Origin of the sequence: Marinobacter algicola DG893 (genome assembly GCF_000170835.1) — a bacterium.
Lineage (GTDB): Bacteria > Pseudomonadota > Gammaproteobacteria > Pseudomonadales > Oleiphilaceae > Marinobacter > Marinobacter algicola.
Genome location: NZ_ABCP01000001.1, coordinates 432,395 through 458,723, shown reverse-complemented (window position 1 = coordinate 458,723; position 26,329 = coordinate 432,395). Strand labels below are relative to the sequence as shown.

Here is a 26,329-nt window from a genome sequence, read left to right as displayed (position 1 = left end):
GCTGTCGCAAAGCCGCCGGGTTTTGCAACAGCTTTTCAAATGATAATGACTACAACGGGAGCACAGCGTTATGAGAATCATCATGTTAGGCGCGCCAGGCGCAGGCAAGGGTACGCAGGCCCAGTTCATCACCGAACGGTTTGAAATCCCGCAGATTTCGACCGGCGACATGCTTCGCGCGGCGGTGAAAGCCGAGTCTGATCTTGGCAAGCAGGTCAAGGAAGTGATGGCTTCTGGCGGCCTGGTGTCTGATGACATCATCATTGCGCTTATTGAAGAACGGGTTCAGCAGCCTGACTGCAAGAACGGCTTCCTGCTCGACGGTTTTCCCCGCACCATTCCTCAGGCAGAGGCCTTGAAAGACCAGGGTATTGTCATTGACTACGTGGTGGAAATCGCCGTTGATGACGAGGAAATCGTAAGCCGCCTGTCAGGCCGCCGGGTGCACGAAGGCAGTGGCCGCATCTATCATGTGAAGTACGATCCGCCCAAAACCGAAGGTAAGGACGACGAGACCGGCGATGCCCTCATCCAGCGCGAGGACGACAAGGAAGAAACCGTTCGCAAACGCCTGAAGATCTACCACGAGCAAACTGCGCCGCTCGTCGGTTACTATCAGGACTGGGCGAAAGAAGCCCCTGCGGCTGCGCCGAAATATGTGCGCGTCAAAGGCGTGGGAAGTCTGGATGACATTCGCGACCAGATCCTGACCCAACTGAAGTAACTCCGTGAAAATACTGGCACTGGATACCTCATCAGAAGGCTGCTCGGCAGCCCTGCTGGTGGACGACAGCTTGGTGGAGCGGTTTGATCTGGCCCCTCGGGGGCACACCCGCCTGTTAATGCCAATGATCCGCGAGCTTCTCGCTGAGAAGCAACTGGTGCCGGCGGACCTGGAGGCGCTCGCATTTGCCTGTGGTCCGGGTTCTTTCACGGGCCTTCGCATCGCCACGGGCGTGGTCCAGGGACTGGCCTATGGTCTTGGAATCCCGGTTATTCCGGTTTCGTCCCTGGCTGCCGTTGCTGAGGATGCGATACGCCAGTGGCAAATGCTGGACGGCGATGCCGTTGCAGTGGCCTTCGATGCCCGCATGGGCGAAGTGTATTGGGCCTGTTATATCTGCCGCAATGGACAGCCAGAGTTAATGGGTGACGAGCAGGTATGCGCACCGGCGTCTGTGGCTCTGGCTGATGGCGTATCCCGGTGGTTTGGTGCCGGCCAGGGCTGGAGCCTGAAAGAAAGTTTCCCGGACGGTGTTGCCGCAGCCATGGAACGCATCGACGAGACTCTGGTGCCCAGGGCTTCCAGAGTGGCGGAGATCGCTGCCCGCGCCTTTCATGCGGGAGCCGGAGTGCCGGCCGAACAGGCGCAACCGGTTTACATTCGTGATGAAGTGGCCTGGAAAAAACTGCCCGGCCGCTAATACCAACCTCACTGCTATCACCCGGAATCACTGCCGATGGAACTGTGGCACATTATTGTATTGGCCGTTATACAGGGGCTGACGGAGTTTCTGCCGATCAGCAGTTCGGCCCACCTGATTCTTCCCTCCCAGGTATTTGGCTGGCCGGATCAGGGCCTTGCCTTCGATGTCGCCGTTCATGTAGGGACGTTGGCAGCGGTAGTCTGGTACTTTCGGTCGGAAGTGGGCCGTCTCACGGTTGCCTGGGCCGGGGATACGGTTCGGGGCCGTGTCGGGCAGGACAGTGGTCTTGCCTGGGCGGTCATCGCGGGAACGGTTCCGGCGGGGTTGGCGGGTTTGTTGCTCAATGATTTCATTGAAACATCCCTGCGTTCCGGGTTGGTCATTGCGGTTTCGACCATCGGTTTTGGTTTGGTGCTGTGGTGGTCGGACGCGATAGGGCGTCGCAACCGGGACCTGCCGGCATTGACCATGAAAGATGCGGTGATCATTGGCGTGGCCCAGGCGCTGGCGCTGATTCCGGGCACTTCCCGATCCGGTATTACCATCACGGCGGCTCTGTTTCTGGGGTTTGGGCGGGAGGCCGCTGCCCGATTCTCATTCCTGTTGTCGATCCCGCTGATTCTCGCCGCCGGTCTCCTGAAAAGCCTGGAGTTGGTGGAGCAGGGCGGGGCCACTGACTGGGCAGCCATTGCCCTGGGTGCCGCGTTGTCATTTGTCAGCGCTGTGGTCTGTATCCATCTGTTCCTCAAGTTTCTTGAGCAACTTGGCCTGATGCCGTTCGTTATATACCGCCTGGTACTCGGTCTGCTGTTGCTTGTTATGCTCTGGTAGGGTAAAAATTGATCAGTCTGCTTTAAAGTTGCTCCAGAATCTTCCATAATCCACTACCTGTGGTCTTTTTAACCGGTGTGCCAGAATGATTGGTGGTGTTAACCCAAACAGCAGTCTTCCTTTCCAGTCCGGCAACAATAGCCCGATTCGTGAGCGCAGTGATATCGCCCGTGCGCCTGCGTCCGCACCCGATAACAACAGCCAGGCCGTTCGCCGTGATCTCACCGATACACGCTCCCCCAACGCCGAACAACGGCCTGTTCCTTCTGCCGAGTCGCTTGAACGTCGGGTCGAGGCACGTCAGGCTGCGGAGGATGTGCGCCTGGAGCGTTTCCGTGCCGATGAGGTTTCCCTGAGTACCTCCAGAGCCCTGTCCACGTTTGCCGATGTCGCCGCCGGCGGTGATCTCGCGGATGCAGGGCTCTCAGGCATCGATATCCTGGTTTGAGGCCGCCGGAAAACACCCCGTCTGAACTCGCCGTCGGCTGCAGCCCTCTTGGCGATTACCACGCTGCACGTTCCCTCGCTGAAAGCTTGTCGCTGCCCCTGTTGGGCACGGTTCGTCCGCGAGACGTTCGTGATTACCCAGTGCTCCTGTTTCTGGACGAACATGGTCTTGGGCTACAGGTGACCGGTAAGGGGGCCCCAGGGCCTGTCAGGGCCGAGTTTGTGACCGGGAAGGCGGGATACCGGAGAGAGCACGGCGGTGGCACCGGCCAGTTGATCGCCAAGGCCGTTGGTCTGAAGAAAGCCCGTCAGCCCCTCCATGTTCTTGATGCAACGGCCGGCCTTGGCCAGGATGCGTTTGTACTGGCCTCCCTGGGCTGCAGGTTAACCCTTTTCGAACGTTCGCCGGTTATCCATGCGTTGCTCAGCGATGGGCTTTCCCGCGCGGCCCTGAACGAGCAGAGCGCACCCATTGCTGCCCGGATGGCATTGCAGTCGGGTAACAGTATCGACTGGTTATCGCAGGCGGGCGCGGGCGCCGCCGATGTGATCTACCTTGACCCGATGTTTCCCCATCGCGACAAGTCGGCCCTGGTGAAGAAGGAAATGCAGGTGTTCCGCACGGTGGTGGGAGACGACGATGACTCGCCGGCATTGTTGGAGGCCGCGTTGGCGGTGGCAACCTATCGGGTTGTCGTCAAACGCCCGCGCAAGGCGGAGCCGGTTCGTGGCCCCGAACCCACCACCCGTATTGAAGGGAAGAGCAGCCGGTACGACATATACTCCATCAAGGCGTTTCCCGCTGGATAGGTCGCCGGTCGCGTTCAGGCCCCGAGCATCGTCACCTGCTGGATAGCCTGGCGTTTTTCAACGCTTAGTACCAGCCTTGCGTCTTCCGCCACTTCATCCAGACCGTCGGTGTAACACAACAGCCCGTCGTCATCGGTGGTAATAACGCCATTGTGCTGCATGTTGGCGATGAAGTTGCGGAACAGGGTCTTGTCAAAAAACTCCGGGGCGTTGAGGCCGAACAGGATCGACATACGCTCGGCCAGAAGCGTGCTCTGCTCCTCCAGTTCGCCGGCGGTAATCTTCCCCGACCCGTATTTGCGCAGGATACCGATAGCAATGTGATAGCGCTCCAGGGTCTGGATGATGAACCGTGACAGCACCCGCAGGCGCAGCATGGCGTCGGTGCCTTCCTCAGGGCGGCTGATCCGGTCGTCCTCTTCTTCGAACAGCAACCCTTTCGCCAGTAGAACGTCAATCCACTGGTTGATGACCCCGTCAATCTCCTCGGCATCGTATTTGAGGAACAGTTCAGATTTGAGATAGGGGTACGCCACGCTGGCCAGGAACTCAATCTTGTCCCGGCGCAGGGAGTTCTTGTTCTCGAACAGGCTCGCGATCAGGGAGGGCAGGGCAAACAGATGCTGAATATTGTTGCGGTAATAGGTCATCAGAATCGCGTTGCTGCCTTCCAGCGCGATGATGTCGCCCAGTTTCTGGGGCTGACGCGTGATCAGGCCCATGTTTTCGCAGTATTCGACCCAATCCTTGCCACTGCCTTCCGGCAGAGTGATGGTATCGGCGTAGGGAAAGGCTTTCAGCAGGTCGGCATACTGGTCCATCAGGCGGATCAACTGGCCTTCATCCATCGCCAGGCGATCGGTGCCCAGCAAGACCGTCGCGGTCATGCCGATGGGATTAACGGCTACCGATGCGTTAATGCTGGACGCAACACGATTGGACAGTTCAGACACCGCCTGGTTGAGCCATTTTGGCCGATATTCGGAATCGTAGGCTTCTTCCCGCCAGCTTGGTTCAACCTCGTTCAGTACCTCCGCAAGCGGAATGGCTTCACCGAAGTTTACGGCGACCTGGCCAAATGAGTTGCTCAACTTGCGAACCGTCTTGGCAATCGCGAACACGCTCTCTTTCTGTTTTTTCTTGCCCCGTAACTCACCGAGGTAAGAGCGGCCTTCCATCACCTTCTCGTAGCCAATGTATACCGGCACGAACACGATGGGCTTGCGATGGTCCCGCAGGAAGCTGCGGACAGTCATGGACAACATACCGGGGCGAGGCTGGAGCATGCGGCCGGTGCGGCTACGCCCGCCCTCGACGAAGTACTCAACGGAATAGCCACGGGAGAACATCACGTGCATGTATTCGTTGAACACGGTGGCATAGAGCGGGTTATCACGGAAACTCCGGCGCATGAAGAACGCGCCGCCGCGTCGCAGAATCGGGCCAACAATAGGCATGTTCAGGTTGATGCCCGCAGCAATGTGTGGGGGCATTAGCCCGTTCTTATAGAGCACGTAGGATAGCAGCAGGTAATCAATATGGGAGCGATGGCAGGGGACATACACCACTGCATTGTCCTGAGCTTCTTCCTTGGCAACGCGGATGTTGTTGATCGCGATGCCGTTGTAGATACGGTTCCACAGCCATGAAAGCACCACTTCCAGGAAGCGTATGGTGACGATGGACATGCTGGCAGCGATCTCATCCGCGTATTTGTACGCCTTGGCACGTACCTTTTCCGGAGGAATATCATCCTTGCGGGCCGTTTCCCGAATGGCTTCCTTGACCGCCTGGGTGCGCACCAGTCCACCCACCAGAGTGCGTCGGTGAGACAGGTCCGGGCCGAGCACGGCTTGGCGCACCCGGCGGAAATGGGTACGGAGAATGCGGGCCAGTTTACGGTTGGCGCGTTCCTCGCTATGGCGGTACTCATCAATCACCTGTTTCAGGGACAGGGGCTGATTGAACTGCACGTAAGTGCTGCGCCCATGCACCATGATGATCAGGAATTTCTGCAAACGCCCAGCCACGGACCAGGTGTCGGACAGCAGCAGTTTGACCAGCGATTTTTCCTTGTCCGGGGAGCGCCCCCAGAACAGCGACACAGGGACGATCTGGACATCCTGCTCAGAGTGTTCCAGGCCGTGGCGAACCAGCGCCCGGAATTCACTGGTGGGAACCGGCGTCTGGCGGCGACGGAACAGGCCGCCAATCCGGCGGTAGAGGAAAAAGAAGGAGTGGTTCGGACCGTTTTTGACTGGCAGGGACGACTCGGCACCGGGCAGGCCGGCTCGCAGCACCTCTTGCTCCAGAACCAATCGGCTGGACAGCGAGCTGTACTGCAGTACGTAGCAAACCGGTTTTTCCGGGTCTACTCCCAGGGCTTCCACGCTGTTGCCGCTCACATCGGTCCGAACCCACAAAAACAGGATTTTGCGAAAAAGGGTCAGGATCAGGCTGCGAAGGCCCAGGAAAAAACGCATAAACGGTCGCTCCGGTTCACAAAACAGGCGGTAAGTTTACTTGGTTGCGTGCAGTGCGGAAAGCCATGCGGTCGTTCTGTTGTGTTGTGCCGCTGTGATACATTTCCAGCTCTCTATCCACATAATAGCTTCTGGACACGGATTATGGCGTTATGGACTCCCGGCTGGTCTCCGAAAGGGCCCGACGATGACGATCTTGTGTTGGCCATCGACGGTGATGCGGTGCTGAAGCCCGACATAGACTGGCTGAAGCCCTGGCGAATGATCGCCCCTGGTACGCACGGTGATATCGGGCCGGTGTATGTTGGCCGGATGAACGGCAAGCCTGTCTACGTGGCCCAAGTCGACGCCGCCAGTCTGGCTGGATCTACAGAACGTGTGCCTCTTCGGGAAGCGCTGTTGATGATGGAGGATGCCCCTGCCGAAATGTTGGGGACCGCGTTCCAGGTGCATCAATGGTGGCGGGACCATCGTTTCTGCGGCCGCTGTGGTGAATTGACGGTGCTGCACCCGCTGGAAAGAGCCAAGTGGTGCGAGTCCTGCGGCATTCCCTGGTATCCCAGGCTGGCGCCCTGCGTGATCGTGGTCATTCGCCGTGGTGAACGCATGTTGCTGGCACGATCGTCGCGGACGAAGCGTCATTTTTTCAGCTTGATTGCGGGCTTCGTGGAGCCAGGCGAAACCATTGAAGCGGCGGTTGCCCGGGAAGTGAAAGAGGAAACCAACCTTGAGGTTAGTGGGGTTCGCTACCACTCCTCTCAGCCATGGCCGTTTCCCCATCAGTTAATGCTGGGCTTCTTTGCAGACTATGCCAGTGGCGAGCTGGTGCTGCAGGAAGACGAAATTGCGGAAGCGGACTGGTTTCTGCCGGGTGATATGCCACCTGTGCCGCCGGTAACAACCATATCCGGCGGCCTGATCCAGGCTATGGCACGGGAAATTGAAGGGCAGGGGGCATCGTCGTGACCGTGCCAAGAGTGCTGGTCTTTGATTCGGGCGTTGGCGGGTTGAGCGTTGCTGACTGTATCCACCGACAGTTGCCGGGGGTGAAGTTGGTGTACCTGGCTGACAACGCCGGCTTTCCCTACGGCGCCCAGCCGGAATCGGTGGTGATTGAGCGCAGCCAGGCACTGATTCGTCTGGCGCTGTCGGAATTCCCCTGCGATGTCATTGTGGTGGCCTGCAACACCGCGAGCACCGTGGTGTTGCCGTATCTGCGGGCCATGACATCGATACCGGTGGTCGGCGTGGTGCCGGCGGTAAAGCCTGCAGCCGCAGTGTCTGAAAACCGCCGTATTGGACTGCTGGCCACCCCCGCCACCGTTCGTCGGCCCTACCTTGCCGACCTGATTGATGAGTTTGCCAGTGATTGCACGGTGGAAAGGCTGGGGCATCCGGACCTGGTCCAATGGATCGAAAACCTGGTGTCTGGCTCGCCTGTCCCCGAACAGGCATTGTCCGTGGCATTACAACCGTTCCGGGACGTAGGTGTGGACACCGTGGTTCTGGGCTGCACTCATTACCCGTTGATAAAGGATCTGTTACAGCGCCAGTTACCTGCCGTAAAACACTGGGTGGATTCTGGCGAGGCGATCGCCCGCCGGGCGATCTGGTTATTCGAGCAGCAGGGACTGGTACTGGAGAGTCTTATGGCCCTTGACAGCGAAGGGGGGGTGGTTGATGCCGCCCTGTTTTCCGGGGATGTCCCGCAAGGTATTGGAGGGTTCCTGAACGAGCTTGGCCTGGCCACCAGCGACATCCGTGGTGGCTGGTCCTCGGCGGCAGCCGGTGTTATAGCAGGCGGGTCAGCTTGAACATGGCCAGGAACTCCAGTGCCGGTAAGGATCGGCGGTGACAACAGTAGGTTTTGAAATTGTCACCACGGAACCGTGACTTGGTAAATTCCAGCCCCTTGAAGTTGTATAGGAAGTTACCCTTCTCATACAGCCCGTGCATGATGCGTTTGAGCAACCGGCTTTCCTGATGCTCGGTAGCCGGGTCCAGGGATAGCGGAATCAAACCCAGGTCCAGATAGGGCACGCCTTCGGCCTTGAACACATCCATAGCGTGGGCCATCAGGGTGTAGAAAATACCCTGGCGGAAATCTGCGTTAGCCCTTGAGATGTTAGGCACGTAACTGATGATCTCGTTGTTGCGGTAGATGGGGTCGAAGTAGATAAAACCCACCGCTTTACCATCCTGGTACGCGTAGAAATGGCGTTCGTTTTCCCGGTACTCCATCTCCATGGGGCGTATCAGGAAACGGATCTCCTTGCTCTTGCATTTACGGGTGCGGATCCAGGCATCGGAGATTTCGCGGGTGTGATCATCACTGAAGCGCTCTTTCACGGTAATGCCGTTTTTCTCCGCCTGGTTGAGGGCCGTGCGCAGGATCTGTTTTTTCTTTCCGCTAAGGGACCAGTTCTTCAGGTTGATACGGGACTCGCTGCCAAACTGGGTGCCAAACAGGCCAAAGCGGCGGTAGAGGTAGTCCACGACGGGCTTGGAAACCTGGATATAGCAGGCGGAAGGGAAACGCTGGTGAAATTGCTCCAGGATCACCTCAAAGTGTTCCGGTGCGGTGACCGGGTCTGAGAGCACGAACGTGCCGCCCCATTTGCGCATATACGCCAGGTAGCCAACACCGGGCACGTCGAAATACTGCATTTCAGGTTGCAACGTCGAGAACGACTGGGAGTGGGTGCCGTACTTCTTGAGGTAACTGATGCGCTCTGGAAAGGTGAACGCACCCTCGTCCAGAGAGCGGACGCCATCGAGTGAAAGGATCTGGTCTGACATTGTGAAACTCCCCCGTTTATTGTTTTAAATCCGGCGTGAGGCCTCGTGTCTACACCTGTTTCCGTCCCAGGATTGACCAGTAACAGTTCATGTTCAGCAGTTTGAAATGCTTTTTCTCGGTGACGTGCAGGCCAAGGCGCTGCATGTGTTCGGGGTAGTTGTAAATCTTGTGGAAGGCATTGTTGGCGAACAGCCAGAAGATGAAGACGGCCATATACCAGTACATCTTCTTGAACAGGCGGGCCACAATGTTGCCAGTGGGGTAGCAAAAGTCGCCCACAACGACCCTGGCGTCGGCCTTGCCCAGGCGGATCAGGTGCTCCAGCACCCGCACCATCATGTCTTCGTCAAACACATTGAGGAAAAAGTTGGCGACCACCATGTCGTACTGTTCGAACTCATCGACCTTCATAATGTCGCTGTGAATGCGGCGGATGGTCAGGTGCGGCGCCTCTTTTTCCTGGGCTTCTGCGAACTTGCGAAGCATGGTCTCGGAGAGATCCACTACGGTTACGTCCGCGCCCAGTTCCGCGGCACGGATCGCGTCACGGCCATGGCCCACCCCGGCGAACAGGATGCGGGCGCCGGGCTTGACGGTTTCCACATCGAGCATGGCGGTCTTGCAGCGGTGAATGTTCTTGCCGCTGTAGAGGTTGCTCAGAAAATCGTAAACCGGACCAATGTATTTGTATTTATCGCGCATCGTGACTTCTGCCTGTCCATATCCTGGGGATGCTTCCATTCTTCTTGTGATTGTTGATTCACCGTCAGGTGAATTGAAGGAAGCGCCTGATGGATTTGAGCTTAGAGAAGCCGGTGGGGGAATTATGTGCAGTACCGCGCATTTCCAGATACATAACGTAACGAACAGCAACACTTTGCAAACCAGATCAACATTTTAGATCTGACTGTCCGACAATGGAGTATCGATAATGCGGGAAGTTAGAAAGCGACTGCGCGTGCCGGGGTATGTCCGAGGGTTTTGCCGATGACGTCTGCAGGCCGTGCGGGGCCGTAGAAGAACCCCTGAACCTGGTGGCATCCCAGGCTTTTGAGGTAGGTGAGCTGTTCGTCCGTTTCCACGCCCTCCGCCACGATCTGAAGCTTCAGTCCATGGGCCATGGCGACAATAGCGTTTACAATGCAGGCACCGTCTTCGCCTCTGCGAATGGCTTTGACAAAGGACTGATCCACTTTCAGGGTGTGAATCGGCAGCCGGTGGATGTAATTCAGAGAGGAGTAGCCCGTGCCGAAATCATCAATGGCAATCCTGACGCCCAATGACGCTAATTCCCGGAGTTTCTGACTGATCTGCTCAAGATCGTTCATGATCACGTTTTCAGTGATCTCGATTTCCAGGTTCTGGGGCGGGAAGCCGTGGGCCTGGAGCTGAGCCATCAGGGTCTCTACAAACCTTGGGTGCTCCACCTGGACCGGGGACAGGTTTACGGCCAGTCGCAGGTCGCTGTGTCCTTCCCGGATCCACTGGCCGACATCGTGGCAGGCCTGGTCGAGTACGCATTCACTGAGTTTGGCAATGAGTTTGGTTTCTTCCGCCAGTGGCAGGAAGTCCCGCGGGTAGAGCAGTCCCCGTTCCGGGTGTTGCCAGCGCACCAAGGCTTCCAGACCCACCACACGGTTGCTCGATGAGCAGACCTGGGGCTGGTAAAACACTCGCAATTCATCGCGTTCCAGCGCCATCCGCAAGTCCCTTTCCAGGCTCAGGCGGTTGGCAGTGTCAATGCTCATGCTCTCCGAGTAGAAGCGATAGCCATCTTTGCCCCGAGCTTTGACGTGATACATGGCGATATCGGCGTTCTGGATCAGTTGATCCATGGATTCGCCGGCTTCGGGGTAGGTGGCAATGCCAATACTCACGCCCACGAAGACTTCATGATCGCCCAGTTGGAAGGGCGCGCGCAGGGCCTTGATCAACTTCTTTGATATCTGTCGTGCGTCCTCGTAACCGTGGATCGACGGCAACAACAGAGTGAATTCATCACCACCGAAGCGTGACAGGGTGTCCCCTTTGCGCAGACACCGTTCCAGTCTTTGGGTGACTGCCTGCAACAGGCGGTCGCCCATGGCATGTCCCAGCGTGTCGTTGATGACTTTGAAGCGGTCGAGGTCCAGGAACATCACGGCCAGCTTCTGTTCACTGCGGCGCGCGTGGGTGATGGCCAGATCGAGCCGGTCCTTGAACAGGGCGCGGTTCGGGAGTCGGGTCAGCAAGTCGTGGTAAGCCTGGAAGTTGATAAAGGCTTCCGCTTCCTTACGCTCGGTTACATCGCGGGCCGTGCCGTAGTAGCGTGCCTCACGACCATTGTATTTGCCGTCGTCGTGATTGGTGTGGGGCCAGGTTTCCGGATCAATCGGAAACGCGGTGATTTCGAAGTGTCGAGTGGCTTTGCGGCTGCCTCGAGTTTTGAGGCGAACTTCCAGTGTCCGGGGATTGTCGGCGCTGATATTCGGGCCTTTCAGAGCATAGGTTCCCCGGGCGATGTCCCGGTCATCCAGGATATGGCGAAAGTGACGTCCACAAAGCTCGGTGGGCTGGTAGCCAAGCAGGCTCTCGATCTTGCTGTTCACAAAACAGAAATGCCCGTCGCCATCGAGCATGAAAACGATATCGGGTGAGCTGTTGACGATGTAGCGATGCAGTTCCTCGGACTTTTCCAGGCGCATTCGGATGTGTTCGTGGGCGCGAAGCAGCGAACGCTTGCCGAGCACGCCGTCGACCGTTGCCAGCAGTTCTTCCGGGTCGAACGGTTTGCGAATATAGTCCAGAGCGCCCCTGCGCAGGGCGCGGCTGACGGAACTGAATGAGCTTTCACCGCTCACGACAATCACGCCGCATTCAGGTTGTTCCGACGACAGGCGCTCCATCACGCCAAACCCGTCCACATCGGGCATGCGAAGATCCAGCATTGCGAGGTCGAACGATTCACTCTCAAGGATGCGACAGGCCATGCGCCCACCTTCCGCTTCGGTGACCTCGTAACCCTTGCTTCTTAGCAGTGAAGCAAGGCCGGAAAGCAGTCTCGGGTCATCGTCGACAACCAGGATGCGCGCCTTTCCGTCGTCGCCGTAAGTCCACTCGGTGCTCGCAGGTTTCATGTCAGTACGCCCGTCGTTTCTTCGTCATTTTTCATCGTTTTTTTTATTTGCCGCCGCGGGAAACAGTATTCGGAATACTGTGCCTTCGCGTCCTGTGCGGCAACTAATGATGCCCTCCATGTCATCAATCAACTGTTTGACCACGCTCAGGCCCAGGCCACTGTGGCCCTTACCCTTGGTGGATCGAACCGGTGAAAACAAGTATTTGCGAACCTCGTCGGGAATTCCATTGCCGGTGTCCGCCACTTCCAGTTCCACCCAGGTTTTTCCGCTCTGCCAGACCGGTGCCAGTGTGTGAATAGAAACCTCGCCCCCGTCAATGAGACATTCCGCTGCATTACGGACCAGGTTAATAATCACCTGTCGAATGACCGCGCCGGGCACGGTGATGTCGGTTGGGGCCTCGCACAGGTCCAGCTCCAGTATCCTGTCGTCGCCGCTGAAAAGGCTGTCATCCAGTAAGTCCCGCAGAATTCTCAGTTCGTCATTAAGGTTGCAGGCGCCGGTCGTGTCGGCAGCATCATGGCTCGGAGCCCGGCTGATCTGCAACAGGAGGTCCCCTGCGCGATCAAGTTCGTCACGTATGACGTCCAGCTCTTCCTGCACTTCGTCATCATCCAGCCGGTTCCGCAGTTGATAGATGTATTGCCGGATGATGGTCAGCGGGTTGCTCACTTCATGGACCTGGCGACGAATGGCCTGTCGGGCCAGTTCGGTTTCCATGCCGGCCTGACTGCTTTCGTTATGGGCCAGCGTGTCTGCGACGGCATTAGACAGCTTTGCGCTGAACAGGCGTCCGATGTCTTCGGTATGAGCGGAGTTGTCATGGTCGGTACCAACGACAAAGACGCCAGCACATTGATCTTCCCCCTGAACGGGAATGGCCACCAGAGACGGGGTTTTCAATAGAGAAAGTAGCTGGCGGTCCAGCACTGTGGTTGTGCGATCACCAAGACACAGGACGGTGCCGCTGCTGTAGGCCTCGGTCAACACGCTGGTGGCTGGCCCGCTGGCAACGGTAAGGTCAGGGGTATCGCCGTTGCTGGCAGAGAGAAGCGTCAGCCCGTCTCCGGCCTGGCCAAAATAGAGTGCCGGCAGGCCGGTGATCAGCGTCAGGCTGGTGACGGTTGCGGCCAGGCTCTCCTGGGCGCTGCCGCGAATCGGCGACAGCTCCAACGCCTGGCTGGCCATGGCCTGTTTCAGTATGGTCTGCTTGAGTTTGTGGTTGGAGTGGCGTGCGTCGTAGTCTTCCGACAGCGGAATGCCCAGCGACTCGGCCACTCCGCTCACTTCCTGGTCGATCCTGCGGTTGATCTCTCGCGTGAGCTCTTCATTGAGGCCAAAAACGGTCCCTGCCGCCGCAATGCCCGCCGCATCCGAAAGCGCCAGGCGCGTTGCCAGGCTGATCAGTTTGACCAGGTGCCCGGCATCCCGTATTTCCGTCGGCATCGCCTGCTGGTAACGCATGGCGTCAACCGCCATGGGACCCAGGCCCCATGAATTGACCAGTTCAGCCGCAATATCGGATTGATGGTCAAAGTAGTATTGCTGGGTTTCTCCTGGCGGGGTTTTCAGTGCGATCAGCTCGCCCACGTTGTGCAACATACCCAGCATGAACGCCTGATCGGGTTCGGGGTAGCGGGTCAATGTTGCCAGGGCCCTTGCCGTCAGTGCGGTGGTAAGTGAATGACGCCAGAAGTCCCGCAGCTGTTGCCACTGGTCAGCTCCGAGTTCGTAGAGAATCTGGCGTAGCGCTGCAGTCAGAACCAAGGTGTGGAAACGTCGGGTTCCCAGCCTGAGCAAGGCCTGGTCAATGGAACGTATTTGCGAGGTGGGCCCATACAGTGCCGAGTTGGCCAGAGCGAGAACACGAGCGACCAGAGCGGTGTCGGCAGAAACAATGTCACTTATGCGGCGATAACTCTCATCCTGATGGCAAGCTTCAAGCGCCCGAAGGGTAACCTCCGGGAGACTCGGTAGCTGTATGTCAGGGGCAATCTGCATAGGCCTGCCTGTATAGCGCGCCAGATATCTCGTTAGTATCTGACGACTTGTTCATAAACATTAACCCGATGGAGCTTAGACAATAACCTGCGTTTATTAAACAGTTATTGGTCCTTTTTTAAGCAGAGTATTACCTGTGTTGTGATATGTGTAAACTTTTTACAGGTTAAATGTCGCAAAACCGTCCATTATCGGGCATGCAACCCGTCTCTTTTTGTCTACAGTTAGAACTTCGTCCGGGTTACACTTTGACACAGTACTCAAATTTTCACCCGGATCACGTGTCAGTCAACGGACAAGACAGCGCCTATTAAGCATTCATGACCGACTCCCGTACTTCCAGACACATTCCGAAGCAACCCAGAACGCTGGCCATAACCGGTGGCAAGGGCGGCGTCGGGAAAACATCGGTGGCACTGAACCTTTCCCTGACGCTTGCGCGAGAGGGTTACAGAGTATTGTTGCTGGATGGTGACACGGATCTTGCCAATGTCAGTATTATGCTGGGCAGGTATCCGCAGCGCACCCTGGCCAACGTAATGGCTGGCGAGTGCTCCCTCCGCGATGTGATCATGGAAGCAGAGTGGGGCTTGCACATTATTCCCGGTGCCTCGGGGGTTGAGCAGTGCGTCGACATGGCCGCTGACGAAAGCCTCCGTGTTCTCAAGGCGTTGTCGAGGCTGGAGAAAAACTACGACTACGTGATCACAGACACGGCCTCCGGCTTGCAGAAGACCGGCATGCACATGATTGCGGCGGCGGAACTGGCCTGCGTCGTGGTCACGCCAGACCCGGCATCGCTGACCGACGCCTTCTCGCTGATAAAACTGCTGATTCGCCGTGGTTACCGAAGGACGCCGAGTGTGTTGGTGAACATGGCTCAGGGTGCAAGTCAGGCTCGATCCGTATTTCAGCGCCTTGATGCCGCTGCCGTGCGGCACCTTGGGTTGCAGTTGCATTACCTGGGTGCGATCTGGCGGGACGAAACCCTGCGGCAGTCGGTGATGAATCAGCGCCCTGTGGCACTGTTGCCGGCTTCCGACCCATCCAGCCGTCAATTCCGAACATTGGCTGACATGCTGAACGTGCGGCTGCGCCAGCTACCGTCACGAAAGGCCGGAATTGCGGCTTATTGGCACCGGGTGTCGTCTGGCCCTGCGGATGTGGCGCCTGCGTCCGACGGTGACCAGGTGAAAACACCAAAGGACCCGGCCCAGGAATGCAAGCGGCTGACCGCAGAACTCGGTGAGATACTGGCTGGCAGCAAGAGCAAGCCGCTGCTGCGTTATGAGGCGTTCCAAGGGCTTTTTGCACTGTTGGGACGCACAATGGACGCAGATACCATTGAGATCATCCAGACTGGTTTGGCTTCCCTCAACTGGGAAAAACTGGAGAAGGAACAACGAGAGCATATGGCGACCCATCTTCGCCACCTTGCCGCCGAAGTTGACCCTGTGGCGGCTCCCCGCACAGCAGGGCCGATTGCCAGCAAACCGGAGCGCGAGCCCTACTATGACCGTATCAGTTTTGGTGAACAAAGCCGGTTGATTCGGGCGCTTAAGGAACAGCCGTCCAACATTTCACTGGACCAGCTTCTGCGCTCGTTGGCGGACACCGACAAGAACGGCTATTGAACGTCTTTTATCCCGTTTTTCTCCACGCCTTTTTTTGCATTTAGTCACCTTATTTTATGGTCATTTTATTGATGCAATTTGTAGCGTAACTTTGCTCTATGTCACCGCACTGTCATTCGGTCTGTGCAAAAATCAGTCTTATCCCCGGAATCGTGGCCCGCAAAATGCAGTGAAACCCACTGCATTTGATGGCTACACAGTAAATCTGAGAAGGAGTTCTCGCCATGGCAACACAGCAGCAACAAAACGGAGCGTCAGCGTCCGGTGTTCTTGAGCAACTACGTGGTAAACACGTGCTGATCACCGGCACCACCGGGTTTCTTGGTAAGGTGGTACTGGAAAAATTGATTCGCACGGTGCCGGATATTGGCGGGATCCATCTTCTTATCCGTGGTAACAAAAGGCATCCTGCAGCACGGGAACGATTCCTCAACGAGATCGCCAGTTCTTCCGTGTTCGAACGCCTTCGGCACGATGACAACGAGGCGTTTGAAACCTTTCTTGAGGAACGCGTTCACTGCATCACCGGCGAAGTGACAGAGTCGCGTTTCGGGCTCACGCCGGAGCGGTTCCGTGCACTTGCCGGGCAGGTCGATGCGTTTATAAATTCCGCAGCCAGTGTGAACTTCCGGGAGGAACTCGACAAGGCGCTGAAGATTAACACCCTGTGCCTGGAGAACGTTGCCGCTCTGGCGGAGCTCAATAGCGCCATGGCGGTTATCCAGGTGTCCACCTGCTACGTCAATGGCAAGAATTCCGGCCAGATCACGGAGTCCGTCATCAAGCCGGCGGGCGAGTCTATTCCCCGCAGCACCGACGGCTACTATGAAATCGAAGAGCTTGTGCATTTGCTGCAGGACAAAATTTCCGACGTGAAAGCCCGATACTCCGGCAAAGTACTTGAAAAAAAGCTGGTGGACCTGGGGATTCGAGAGGCCAACAACTACGGCTGGAGTGACACCTACACGTTTACCAAATGGCTGGGTGAGCAACTCCTGATGAAAGCCCTTTCCGGGCGTTCACTTACGATTGTTCGCCCTTCCATCATTGAAAGTGCACTGGAAGAGCCTTCGCCAGGATGGATTGAAGGTGTGAAGGTGGCAGACGCCATTATCCTTGCCTATGCCCGTGAGAAGGTCTCCCTGTTCCCAGGCAAGCGTAGCGGCATTATCGATGTGATCCCGGTGGACCTGGTGGCCAACAGTATCATCTTGTCCCTGGCAGAAGCCCTTTCCGGGTCAGGGCAGCGCCGCATCTATCAATGCTGCAGTGGCGGTTCTAATCCGATTTCGCTGGGCAAGTTCATTGACTACCTGATGGCCGAAGCCAAGACCAACTATGCAGCGTATGACCAGTTGTTCTACCGACGGCCCACGAAACCGTTTGTGGCGGTCAATCGCAAGCTGTTTGATGTTGTGGTTGGCGGCATGCGCGTGCCGTTGTCGATTGCTGGCAAGGCAATGAGGCTGGCTGGCCAGAACCGTGAGCTCAAGGTTCTCAAAAACCTCGATACCACGCGTTCACTGGCCACCATCTTTGGTTTCTACACGGCACCGGATTACATCTTCCGTAACGATTCGCTGATGGCCCTGGCTTCGCGCATGGGTGAACTGGACCGTGTCCTGTTCCCGGTGGATGCGCGTCAGATTGACTGGCAGCTGTACTTGTGCAAGATCCACCTGGGAGGTCTCAACCGCTACGCTCTGAAGGAGCGAAAACTGTACAGCCTGCGGGCCGCCGACACCCGCAAAAAAGCCGCCTGACATCCGCTCAATCGGCGGTCCTTTCTATCCGCCCCCCGGTTCCGGGGGCGGAACGTCACTTGTTGTTTCCGCTGGCGAGTCTATCCTTTAGGGCAGGCTCCAGAGCATAGCGGCACCCCTCGCAAGGCCGTCATTCTAGCTAAAAGTGCCGGCGGATTGGGACGTTAGTCTAATTCATTGTTCACTGGCGCGCGTGTTGAACTATGGGTATCCGTCTTCAGGGCTTTTTTTGCCCGTCACGCTCTTTATTAAATAACCGATAATGACAATAGACTCTGACTAATAAGGGGGAGCACAATGACTGATAAACAGGTTTATCCGGTAAGTCCGGACGTGGCCAAAAGGGCCCTGCTAAACCGGGATCAGTACGAGAAAATGTACCAACAGTCGGTGGAAGACCCGGAAACTTTCTGGGCCGAACACGGCAAGCGACTGGACTGGATCAAGCCCTTCTCGAAGGTAAAAAACACCACCTACGACTACGACAACCTATCCATCAAGTGGTTTGAAGACGGCCAACTGAACGCTGCCGCCAACTGCCTGGACCGTCACCTGGAAAAGCGCGGTGATCAGACGGCCATCATTTTCGAGGGCGACGACCCAGCCGATTCCCGCAACGTGACCTACCGCGAACTGTATGAAGAAACCTGTAAGTTCGCGAACGTTCTGAAAGATCAGGGCGTCAAGAAGGGCGACGTTGTCACTATTTACATGCCCATGATTGTTGAAACAGGGGTTGCCATGCTGGCCTGTGCCCGCATCGGTGCTATCCATTCCGTTGTCTTCGGCGGGTTTTCGCCGGAAGCACTGGGCGCCCGGATAGCGAATGGCAAATCCCGTTTTGTAGTCACGGCCGACGAAGGCGTCCGTGGTGGACGCAAGATCCCGCTCAAGAAGAACGTCGACGCTGCCCTGAGTAAAGAAGACGGCGCTGACGTCGACAAGGTTATCGTGGTCAAGCGCACCGGAGGCGATGTGCCATGGAAAGACGGCCGTGATCAGAGCTATGAAGAGCTGATGAAGGTCGCTTCCTCCGATTGCCCGGCGGAGCCCATGAACGCCGAAGACCCGCTGTTCATGCTGTACACCTCTGGTTCAACCGGGGCTCCGAAAGGCGTATTACACACCACCGGTGGCTACATGGTGTACACCTCCATGACCCACGAATACGTGTTTGATTACCAGGACGGCGATGTCTACTGGTGTACGGCGGACTTTGGCTGGGTCACAGGCCACAGCTACATCCTGTATGGCCCGCTGGCTAACGGTGCGGTCACCGTCCTGTTCGAGGGTGTGCCCAATTACCCGGATACCTCCCGCATGGGCCAGGTGGTGGACAAGCACAAGGTCAACATCCTGTACACTGCACCCACCGCCATTCGTGCCCTGATGGCCGAGGGCGAGTCCTGCATGAACGGCACCACCCGCGACAGCCTGCGCCTGCTGGGCTCGGTGGGTGAGCCGATCAACCCGGAAGCCTGGGAGTGGTACCATCGCGTCATCGGTAACAGCAAGTGCCCGATTGTGGACACCTGGTGGCAGACAGAAACCGGCGGCATTCTGATTTCGCCGCTGCCGGGCGCCATCGATCTGAAGCCGGGTTCCGCGACTGTGCCGTTCTTCGGTGTCAAGCCGGCACTGGTGGACAACGACGGCAATATTCTGGAAGGCAAGACCGAGGGCAACCTGGTTATCCTGGACAGTTGGCCGGGCCAGATGCGCACCATTTACGGTGACCATGAGCGCTTCAAGCAAACCTACTTCAGTACCTACAAGGGTATGTACTTTACCGGTGACGGTGCTCGTCGCGATGAAGATGGCTATTACTGGATTACTGGTCGAGTGGACGATGTGCTGAACGTGTCCGGCCACCGCCTGGGAACAGCTGAGGTGGAAAGTGCTCTGGTAGCCCACGACAAGGTTGCTGAGGCCGCTGTCGTTGGTTACCCCCACGAAATCAAGGGGCAGGGCATTTATGTCTATGTAACCCTGGTTCATGGCGAGGAACCCAGCGACGAGTTGAAGAAAGAGCTGGTCCAGTGGGTGCGCAAGGAAATCGGTCCGATTGCGTCTCCAGACGTAATTCAGTGGGCGCCTGGACTGCCCAAGACTCGTTCTGGCAAGATTATGCGTCGGATTTTGCGTAAAATCGCATCCAATGAGCACGATCAGTTGGGAGATACCTCTACCCTGGCGGACCCGGGTGTGGTGGATGACCTGATCAGCGGTCGTGCGAACAAGTAAGGCCTGCTCGTTATCAGGCTGTGACCCTGTGAGGAATCTGTTGAATGACACAAACCATTATCGTCGCCGATGATCACCCGTTGTTTCGGGCAGCTCTGAAACAGGCGGTCAGTCAGGCGGTACCTGATGCCAAGACAGTGGAAGTGGACAGCATCAAGGCGCTGCAGGCGGCGGTAGAGTCGCATCCGGATGCGGATCTGGTGTTACTGGATCTGAACATGCCGGGCGCCCACGGCTTCTCGGGGCTCGTGTTCATGCGCGGGCAGTATCCCGGCCTGCCGGTGGTTGTCGTGTCAGGATCGGAAGAAATGCAGGTGATGCGCCGTTCGATCGACTACGGGGCATCGGGCTTCATTCCGAAGTCCGCGCCGCTGCCGACCATCACCGAGGCGATTCAGGCAGTCCTGGAAGGGGACGTCTGGTTGCCAGAGGGTGTGGCGGACAAGATTGAGCGAATGCATTCAGACATGACGGACTTCTCTGAAAAACTGGCATCACTGACGCCGCAGCAGTTCCGGGTGCTGGGTATGTTGGCCGAGGGGCTTTTGAACAAACAGATCGCTTATGATCTGGACGTCTCAGAGGCCACGATCAAGGCCCATATCACGGCGGTGTTCCGGAAGCTTGGGGTTCGTAACCGGACCCAGGCGGTGATCGCGATTCAGCAGATGGAGATTGATCCTTCGGATACGTCGTTGTCTGGTAGCTGATTGGCCTGAGAAGGTTGTATTGATTCAAAAAAAGCGGAAATCCTGTCTTGGGATTTCCGCTTTATTGTTTGAGCGAGTGGGCTCACTTCTTACTGGCGTACCCCAATTTCTTGTCCACCAGATTGAACAGCTCCTCACCCTGGTGCCAGCGGTCCAGGTTCTCCAGGAACTGGTCGGTCAGTGCCCGTTTCCAGCCGATGAAGTCACCAGACATGTGGGCGGTCATGATGACATTTTCCATGTCCCATAATGGGTGATCCGCCGGCAGGGGTTCTTCCTCGAACACGTCCAGTGCTGCGCCGGCGATGTCGCCGTTATTCAGGGCCGCAATCAGGTCGTCGGTTTTCACCACGGGCCCGCGACCGATGTTGATCAGGCGGGCGGATTTGCGCATGGACTTGAACGCTGTTTCGTCGAACAGACCCTCGGTTTGCGGGGTCAGTGGGGCGGCAATCACCACGAAGTCTGCCAGGCCGAGTTGTTCGGTCAGGTCGTCGTTGCCGTGTACTGCAACAAAGTCCGGATCGTCGTGCCGGGGTTTGCGGGCAATGCCATGGGGCTTCAGGCCGGCGGCTTTGCACAACCTGGCAATCTGGCCGCCGATGGAGCCGGCGCCGACGATCAGTACCTGCTTGCCTTCGGCCCGTTCGGTGTCCCGGTGTTGCCATTTGTGCTCAGCCTGCAGGCGCAGGGAGCGCGGAAAATCCTTGGCGAACATCAGAATCGTGCACAGCACGTACTCGGCGATGGTGCGATCGAAGATGCCCCGGGCGTTGGTTACGGTGACGTCGCCTTCAATGAGGTCCGGGAACATCAGGGCATCCACGCCAGCACTGGTGGCGTGAATCCACTGCAGTTTATCCGCTGACGGCCAAGCCGCGGCCAGGGCCTCGGTGCGAAAGTCCGTCACCATCATTACGTCGGTACCTGGCAATGTGTCCCGCAGAGTGGGCTCGTCAGAAGCAAAGCGAACCTCCGCACGGGCTCGCAGGGCATCCATGCCAGGAGGCTCTTTTTCACCGGGTGCTGTCAGAACGGTTACAACCGGTTTGCTGTGTTGGGTCATCTGTCCTCCGCCAATGCAGTTTGTCCGCGTCCGGCCGCGGGAATCGACAGTCCGGATGTCGAGACTACAGTCTGGTATCTGAGCCTGAACTGGTCAACCTGAGCCCGTATAAGATAAAGGTCGTAGCCCTTGTTATAGCGGTTATTGCGGTGTTTCGTTCCGGTAATCCAATCTTTCTGTTTTAGGTCTTGTACGGCCTCTGTTTACTGACTAACCTGCAGGAGTAGCTACTATTTTGCCCCGCGTCCAGGAGGTGTTTATGGCAGAAGCCGCCAACCGAGAAACCGGCCAGACCAAACCGCGTAAAGTGAAATACCGGAAGAATAAGGCCAGTTGGAACCCGGCGATGCAGGCGGTTCCGGTGCCGGGCATTCGTCGCATGGTGAATATGGCGGCCACCATGAAGGATGTCATTCATCTTTCCATCGGTCAGCCGGATTTGCCTACACCCAAACACGTCATTGACGCATATATTGATGCGCTCAATGCCGGGCAGACGGGGTACACCATGGATGCGGGCCTGCCCGAGCTGTTGGTTGCCCTGCGGGATTACTACGGCGCACGCTACGATCGGAAGCTGACCCGGGACAATATCCTGATCACCAGTGGAGCGACCGAAGCGATGTACCTGGCGATTTCGGCGACGTCAGCGCCGGGCCGGCAGTTCATTGTGACCGACCCGTCGTTCCTGCTTTACGCGCCGTTGATTCGTATGAATGGTGGTGAGGTCAAGTTCGTGCCCACCCGGGCGGAGAACGACCATCAGCTCGACCCGGACGAAGTGATTCGGGCCATGGGGTCGCGCACATTCGCCCTGATTCTGAATAACCCCAATAACCCGACCGGAGCTGTATACCCCCGCAGCACCGTCGAAACCATCCTGGAAGAATGTGCCTACCGGGGTATCCAGGTATACGCGGACGAAGTCTACGACCACCTTATTTTCGACGATGATGATTTCGCCAGTGTACTGAACTGCTCAATGGACCTGGACAACATCATGTGCATCAGCAGCTTCTCGAAGACCTACAGCATGGCTGGGTTGCGGGTAGGTTGGGTGATTGCAAGCCAGGCGGCGATCAAGTCGCTGCGCCGGTTCCACATGTTCACCACCTCTGTCGCCAACACGCCGTCCCAGTTTGCGGGGGTCGCGGCACTCACTGGAGACCAGCAATGCGTCAAGAACATGGTGGACATCTACCGTGAACGCCGCGACAAGGTGGTGGAGTTGGTTGACCAGACGCCTTACCTGACGGGGTACAAACCCGGTGGCGCCTTCTTTGCGTTCCCGGATTTGCCGCCCCACGTGGACGGCTCCGATCTGGCGCTGCGAATGCTCAAGGAAACCGGCGTTTGCCTGGTGCCAGGAGATGCCTTCGGGGAAGGGTGCACGAACGCCGTTCGGATCAGTTTCTCGACCACGTGCGAGAAACTGGATGAGGCCTTCGACCGGATCATCCCCTGGATGGCCAAGCAGCAGTTCTGACCGTCATGTCAGCCCTGGACTCGGTGCTTGTGCAATGCCCCTACTGTTGGGAGACGCTGGATCTCAGCGTCGACCCTTCGGTGGAAGATCAGGAGTACGTGGAGGATTGCCAGGTGTGCTGTCAGCCCATTCTGGTCCATGTGGTCCTCGACGAGAACCTGACCCCCTCCGTGACTGTCCGGGCCGAGAACGAATAACCGCCCGCCAACCTCGGCGGCGTCAATACCCTTCCTGAACGATCATTAACCCGCCCGGCTTGCCCGGGCAGCCACCTTGGCTCAGGATAGGAGGAACAGCAAAGGAGAGTCTTTCGATGGTCAACGCATCAATCCGCCTGTTTTCGGCCGTTATTCTGTTATCCATGTTCGTGCTAGGCGGCTGTGCCAGCCTGTCACCCTATTCCATTTCCGAAGCGACGTTGGAGCGCCACTTTCAGGATACCGTCAGTGACTTTGATCGCCGACAGCTGCAAAGCGGTTCGCCACTTAGCCTGAGCCTGAGCAATGCGGATATTACCCTTGGCCCTGATGGCCGTGACGTGGCGGTCATTGACCTGAGAGGGCAGGTGGCCCTGAATGCGCTGATGGCAAAGCTGCCAGTCGATATTGCTCTGAAAGTGGAAGGAGCGCCTGTCTACGACAGCGAGGAGAAAGCGATCTACATTCGGCGGCTGCAACTGCTGGAAAGCAGCATCGATTCGTCGTTTTTCAAAGGGGACCTCAAACCGGTCACGGATAACGTCATGCGGGTGGTTGCACAGATGCTGGAAACCATGCCTGTGTACCGGCTGGATGAAGCGGACCTCACCCAGCGCATGTTCGGCATGGTGCCCATGGACGTAAGGGTAGCGCCCGGACGGCTTGAATTCGTTATGGCCGAGTAAGCGATTCCAGACGTTCGCGCACGGCGGCGCCGATTTCCTGTGTCCCCCTGGATTTGCCGGCGTTTTCCGCCAGATCAGCGGCTACCGCATCAAACAATTCCCGCCCGGCAGTCGCCACCGCCGGGTCTTTCCGCCCCAGCCATTCCAGCATGCGTGCCGTGGTAAACAGCATGGCTGTGGGGTCGGCCAGGCCCTGGCCGGCAATATCCGGCGCGCTGCCGTGGGTTGGCTCGAACATCGAAGGCATGCCGTTTTCGTCCGGGTTCAGGTTGCAGGAGGGCGCCACGCCCATACCGCCGGACAGCACCGCAGCCAGGTCGGTCAGGATGTCGCCCTGCAGGTTACTGGCCACCACCACATCGAACGCCCAGGGCGCCTGCACGAACTTCATGCAAGCGGCGTCTACCAATTCATGGTGGGTAGCCACATCCGGATACTGTTTTGCCATTTCCTCGAAGGCTTCGGTGTACATATCGCCCCAATAGCGAAGGGCGTTGCGTTTGGTCACGATGCACACCTGGCTTTCGCAGGTTTTACCGTCCAGAGTGCGGAACTGTCGGGTACGGCCTTCCTCGGCACGAGCGGCGGCCCGCAGGCGGGCCTGCTCGAAGCCGTAGCGGATAATCCGATCGGTTGCCCGGCGGGTGAATACTTCCATCTGGGTGGCCACCTCGTCCGGCGCACCCTTGCGGAGTCGCCCGCCCTGGCTAACGTACTCGCCTTCGCTGTTTTCGCGAATCACCAGCATGTCGATGTCCTTGGCGCGCTCATCCGCCAGATATTGACGGGCACCGGGAAGCAGCCTGGCGGGCCGTTCGCAGACCCACTGATCAAATCCCTTGCGCATGTCCAGCAGGGGTGCCAGGGAGATACTGTCTGGCAGCAGGTAACGGTCGGGGTCGTCGACCGGTCCGGGGTCGCCCAGAGCGCCGAGGAGAATGGCGTCATAGGATTTCAATTGGTCCAGAGCATCAGCCGGCATGGATTCGCCGTTTTCTTCGTGCCAGGCATGGGACGGCCAGGGAAAGCGTGTCCACTCCATCGGCAAATCGTGTCGTTTGCGCAGGGTCTCCAGGCAGTGTACCGCCTCGGCAACCACTTCGGGACCGATGCCATCACCGGGCGTCACGGCAATTCGGGTTTTCTGGGCCATTCCGGATACTCCTTCCTGTTGCTGTGATCGTAGCGTCAGTTGTGTGATTCAGTGTAGTCATGTGCCATGGGGATTCCACACGATTTAACACCTCTGCAGTTTTACCAGTTAAGGATTGGTGGTTATAGTGCTGTGGTTGACTAATTTTACTGAGGATTTGCCTTGTTCTATCGCCTGATTACCGTCGTTGGCGGACTGTTGTTTGTCATCATCCTGTTCGCCCTGATCTGGTTCTTCTGCAAACAGTTCCTGCTTCGCCATGGCGTCAAGGAGCAGGTGTCTGATCGCGCCACCGTTCTGGCGACCTGGACATTTGCCGGCGTCAGTCTGGGTCTGGTTTTTGCAGTGTTGGGGGCCTTTGTTCTCGGCCCCTGGGCGTTCTATCGCACGTTGCGAGGGCACGACACTGAGGTGTCGGATGGGGCCGCGATCTGGTGGGGATTCGGGATTGTTGTCGCGTCACTGGGCATTACCGCCGCCGGATTTCTGGGTTTCCTGAAGCTGGTGGGTGCGTACTGACAGCGCCCTTCATACAATGCTGGCCAACTGCTCCCGAAACCAGATAAGTGCCGGCTCCCGTTCATAGGCCTTATGCCAGTATAAATGCACATCGATACCTGGCAGGTCTACCGGAGTGGTCAGAATATCGATGTCAGCCCGTTCCGCGATGATCTGCGCGTAGTTTTCCGGCATAGTCAGCAACAGGTCGGTTCCCTCAACCACCCTGCAGGCGGCGTAGTAATGCTGGCATCGCAGGCGTATGTTTCGCTGCACTCCGAACCGCGACAGCTCAAAGTCCTCAATGCCGGGGCCTTCCGAGCGGGACGAAACCAGTACATGCTTTGCTTCGAGATACTTGTCCAAGGTCAGGCCGCCGCTGGTGAGCGGGTGGCCCTTTCTCGCCAGCACCACCAGCCTGTCGTGTCGCAATAGTTCATGGCCCGTCTGATTGCTGACCGGCAACAGCACATCCACTGCAAAATCCAGTTTGCCCGCTGCCAGTTGGGTTTCCATATCCCGCCGGGGCACCCGCTGGCTGATGATCTCCAGCTCGGGGTAGCTTTCCAGCCGGCCCATGAGTTTGGGCAGGAACGTCGACTCGAGGATATCCCGCAAGGCCAGCGAGTAGGTTTTGCGCTGGTTGGCCGGATCGAAGGCGTGGAACTGGTTCACCGCACTTTGAATCTGGGTCAGCCCCGGGCGCATGGACTCCAGAAAGCGGCGGGCCAGGGGGGTAGGCACCATCTGGTTGCCCTGACGGCTGAACAACGGGTCGTCAAAATGCTCCCGCAGGCGTGACAGGGAATGGCTGACCGCCGGCTGGGTGAGATGGAGGGCCCGGGCGGCACGGGTCAGACTGCCCTCCCGGTAGATGGTGTCGAATACATGCAGCAGGTTCAGGTCCAGTCGATTCAGTGCCATGAGCATCTCCACTTCGCGAATAAGTCAGTCTTATGATAAATGATAAGAAT

Annotated in this window: 23 protein-coding genes; 15 read left to right on the top strand and 8 right to left on the bottom strand. The window is 57.6% G+C overall.

Annotated elements, in window-relative coordinates:
• The first annotated feature begins 70 nt into the window (after positions 1-70).
• From adk to MDG893_RS02040, 5 genes are all read left to right on the top strand, one after another.
• On the top strand, positions 71-724 hold the full coding sequence (gene adk / locus MDG893_RS02060) for an adenylate kinase (protein WP_007152051.1): 654 nt from the start codon (positions 71-73) through the stop codon (positions 722-724).
• Between the two features lie 4 nt (positions 725-728).
• Positions 729-1,424: a tRNA (adenosine(37)-N6)-threonylcarbamoyltransferase complex dimerization subunit type 1 TsaB gene (gene tsaB / locus MDG893_RS02055; protein ID WP_007152050.1), complete on the top strand. Its 696-nt coding sequence runs from the start codon at positions 729-731 to the stop codon at positions 1,422-1,424.
• A gap of 36 nt (positions 1,425-1,460) precedes the next feature.
• Positions 1,461-2,258, top strand: coding sequence for an undecaprenyl-diphosphate phosphatase (locus MDG893_RS02050; protein WP_007152049.1), 798 nt, complete (start codon positions 1,461-1,463; stop codon positions 2,256-2,258).
• Between the two features lie 85 nt (positions 2,259-2,343).
• Positions 2,344-2,706: a hypothetical protein gene (locus tag MDG893_RS02045; RefSeq protein ID WP_007152048.1), complete on the top strand. Its 363-nt coding sequence runs from the start codon at positions 2,344-2,346 to the stop codon at positions 2,704-2,706.
• Complete coding sequence (locus MDG893_RS02040; protein ID WP_007152047.1) at positions 2,703-3,515, top strand: class I SAM-dependent methyltransferase; 813 nt, start codon at positions 2,703-2,705, stop codon at positions 3,513-3,515. The genes MDG893_RS02045 and MDG893_RS02040 overlap by 4 nt, the downstream gene beginning before the upstream one ends.
• 14 nt (positions 3,516-3,529) lie before the next feature.
• Here MDG893_RS02040 and plsB read toward each other — a convergent pair whose 3' ends face one another.
• Positions 3,530-5,998 carry a glycerol-3-phosphate 1-O-acyltransferase PlsB gene (plsB, locus tag MDG893_RS02035; RefSeq protein WP_007152046.1) on the bottom strand — a complete coding sequence of 823 codons (2,469 nt, stop codon included), beginning with the start codon at positions 5,996-5,998 and terminating at the stop codon, positions 3,530-3,532.
• Positions 5,999-6,142: 144 nt separating this feature from the next.
• Between plsB and nudC the strand changes: the two genes are divergently transcribed.
• Positions 6,143-6,964, top strand: coding sequence for an NAD(+) diphosphatase (gene nudC, locus MDG893_RS02030; protein WP_007152045.1), 822 nt, complete (start codon positions 6,143-6,145; stop codon positions 6,962-6,964).
• Complete coding sequence (gene murI, locus MDG893_RS02025; protein ID WP_007152044.1) at positions 6,961-7,812, top strand: glutamate racemase; 852 nt, start codon at positions 6,961-6,963, stop codon at positions 7,810-7,812. The genes nudC and murI overlap by 4 nt, the downstream gene beginning before the upstream one ends.
• Here murI and MDG893_RS02020 read toward each other — a convergent pair.
• The 4 genes from MDG893_RS02020 to MDG893_RS02005 form a co-directional block, all read right to left on the bottom strand.
• Positions 7,790-8,797 (bottom strand): DUF2156 domain-containing protein, encoded by a 1,008-nt coding sequence (locus MDG893_RS02020; protein ID WP_007152043.1) that lies wholly within the window; start codon positions 8,795-8,797, stop codon positions 7,790-7,792. The genes murI and MDG893_RS02020 overlap by 23 nt on opposite strands.
• A 49-nt stretch (positions 8,798-8,846) precedes the next feature.
• Positions 8,847-9,500: a class I SAM-dependent methyltransferase gene (locus MDG893_RS02015; RefSeq protein WP_007152042.1), complete on the bottom strand. Its 654-nt coding sequence runs from the start codon at positions 9,498-9,500 to the stop codon at positions 8,847-8,849.
• Positions 9,501-9,739: 239 nt separating this feature from the next.
• The gene (locus MDG893_RS02010; protein ID WP_007152041.1) at positions 9,740-11,914 is read right to left on the bottom strand and encodes a putative bifunctional diguanylate cyclase/phosphodiesterase; all 2,175 of its coding nucleotides are present in this window, start codon (positions 11,912-11,914) and stop codon (positions 9,740-9,742) included.
• A gap of 24 nt (positions 11,915-11,938) precedes the next feature.
• A complete protein-coding gene (locus MDG893_RS02005) occupies positions 11,939-13,918 on the bottom strand; it encodes an HDOD domain-containing protein (RefSeq protein WP_007152040.1) in 1,980 nt (659 codons plus the stop codon).
• A 320-nt stretch (positions 13,919-14,238) separates the two neighbouring features.
• Here MDG893_RS02005 and MDG893_RS02000 point away from each other — a divergent pair, with 320 nt between their 5' ends.
• From MDG893_RS02000 to MDG893_RS01985, 4 genes are all read left to right on the top strand, one after another.
• The gene (locus MDG893_RS02000) at positions 14,239-15,552 is read left to right on the top strand and encodes a MinD/ParA family ATP-binding protein (protein WP_007152039.1); all 1,314 of its coding nucleotides are present in this window, start codon (positions 14,239-14,241) and stop codon (positions 15,550-15,552) included.
• 224 nt (positions 15,553-15,776) lie between these two features.
• The gene (locus MDG893_RS01995; RefSeq protein ID WP_007152038.1) at positions 15,777-17,315 is read left to right on the top strand and encodes a fatty acyl-CoA reductase; all 1,539 of its coding nucleotides are present in this window, start codon (positions 15,777-15,779) and stop codon (positions 17,313-17,315) included.
• 297 nt (positions 17,316-17,612) lie between these two features.
• The gene (gene acs, locus MDG893_RS01990; RefSeq protein ID WP_007152037.1) at positions 17,613-19,559 is read left to right on the top strand and encodes an acetate--CoA ligase; all 1,947 of its coding nucleotides are present in this window, start codon (positions 17,613-17,615) and stop codon (positions 19,557-19,559) included.
• Between the two features lie 44 nt (positions 19,560-19,603).
• A complete protein-coding gene (locus MDG893_RS01985) occupies positions 19,604-20,269 on the top strand; it encodes a LuxR C-terminal-related transcriptional regulator (protein ID WP_007152036.1) in 666 nt (221 codons plus the stop codon).
• Positions 20,270-20,351: 82 nt separating this feature from the next.
• Here the strand turns inward: MDG893_RS01985 and MDG893_RS01980 are convergent, their stop codons facing one another.
• Positions 20,352-21,335: a D-2-hydroxyacid dehydrogenase gene (locus MDG893_RS01980; RefSeq protein ID WP_007152035.1), complete on the bottom strand. Its 984-nt coding sequence runs from the start codon at positions 21,333-21,335 to the stop codon at positions 20,352-20,354.
• Positions 21,336-21,594: 259 nt separating this feature from the next.
• On the opposite strand from MDG893_RS01980, the gene MDG893_RS01975 reads away from it, so the two are divergent.
• The 3 genes from MDG893_RS01975 (at position 21,595) to MDG893_RS01965 (ending at position 23,704) form a co-directional block, all read left to right on the top strand.
• Positions 21,595-22,821 carry a pyridoxal phosphate-dependent aminotransferase gene (locus tag MDG893_RS01975; RefSeq protein ID WP_007152034.1) on the top strand — a complete coding sequence of 409 codons (1,227 nt, stop codon included), beginning with the start codon at positions 21,595-21,597 and terminating at the stop codon, positions 22,819-22,821.
• Between the two features lie 5 nt (positions 22,822-22,826).
• Complete coding sequence (locus tag MDG893_RS01970; protein WP_007152033.1) at positions 22,827-23,018, top strand: CPXCG motif-containing cysteine-rich protein; 192 nt, start codon at positions 22,827-22,829, stop codon at positions 23,016-23,018.
• Positions 23,019-23,134: 116 nt separating this feature from the next.
• Positions 23,135-23,704: a YceB family lipoprotein gene (locus tag MDG893_RS01965; RefSeq protein WP_007152032.1), complete on the top strand. Its 570-nt coding sequence runs from the start codon at positions 23,135-23,137 to the stop codon at positions 23,702-23,704.
• Here the strand turns inward: MDG893_RS01965 and MDG893_RS01960 are convergent.
• Positions 23,691-24,857 (bottom strand): isocitrate/isopropylmalate dehydrogenase family protein, encoded by a 1,167-nt coding sequence (locus MDG893_RS01960; RefSeq protein ID WP_007152031.1) that lies wholly within the window; start codon positions 24,855-24,857, stop codon positions 23,691-23,693. The genes MDG893_RS01965 and MDG893_RS01960 overlap by 14 nt on opposite strands.
• A 162-nt stretch (positions 24,858-25,019) precedes the next feature.
• On the opposite strand from MDG893_RS01960, the gene MDG893_RS01955 reads away from it, so the two are divergent.
• Positions 25,020-25,376: a hypothetical protein gene (locus tag MDG893_RS01955; RefSeq protein WP_007152030.1), complete on the top strand. Its 357-nt coding sequence runs from the start codon at positions 25,020-25,022 to the stop codon at positions 25,374-25,376.
• Positions 25,377-25,385: 9 nt separating this feature from the next.
• Here the strand turns inward: MDG893_RS01955 and MDG893_RS01950 are convergent, their stop codons facing one another.
• Positions 25,386-26,279: a LysR family transcriptional regulator gene (locus MDG893_RS01950; RefSeq protein ID WP_007152029.1), complete on the bottom strand. Its 894-nt coding sequence runs from the start codon at positions 26,277-26,279 to the stop codon at positions 25,386-25,388.
• Positions 26,280-26,329: the final 50 nt, after the last annotated feature.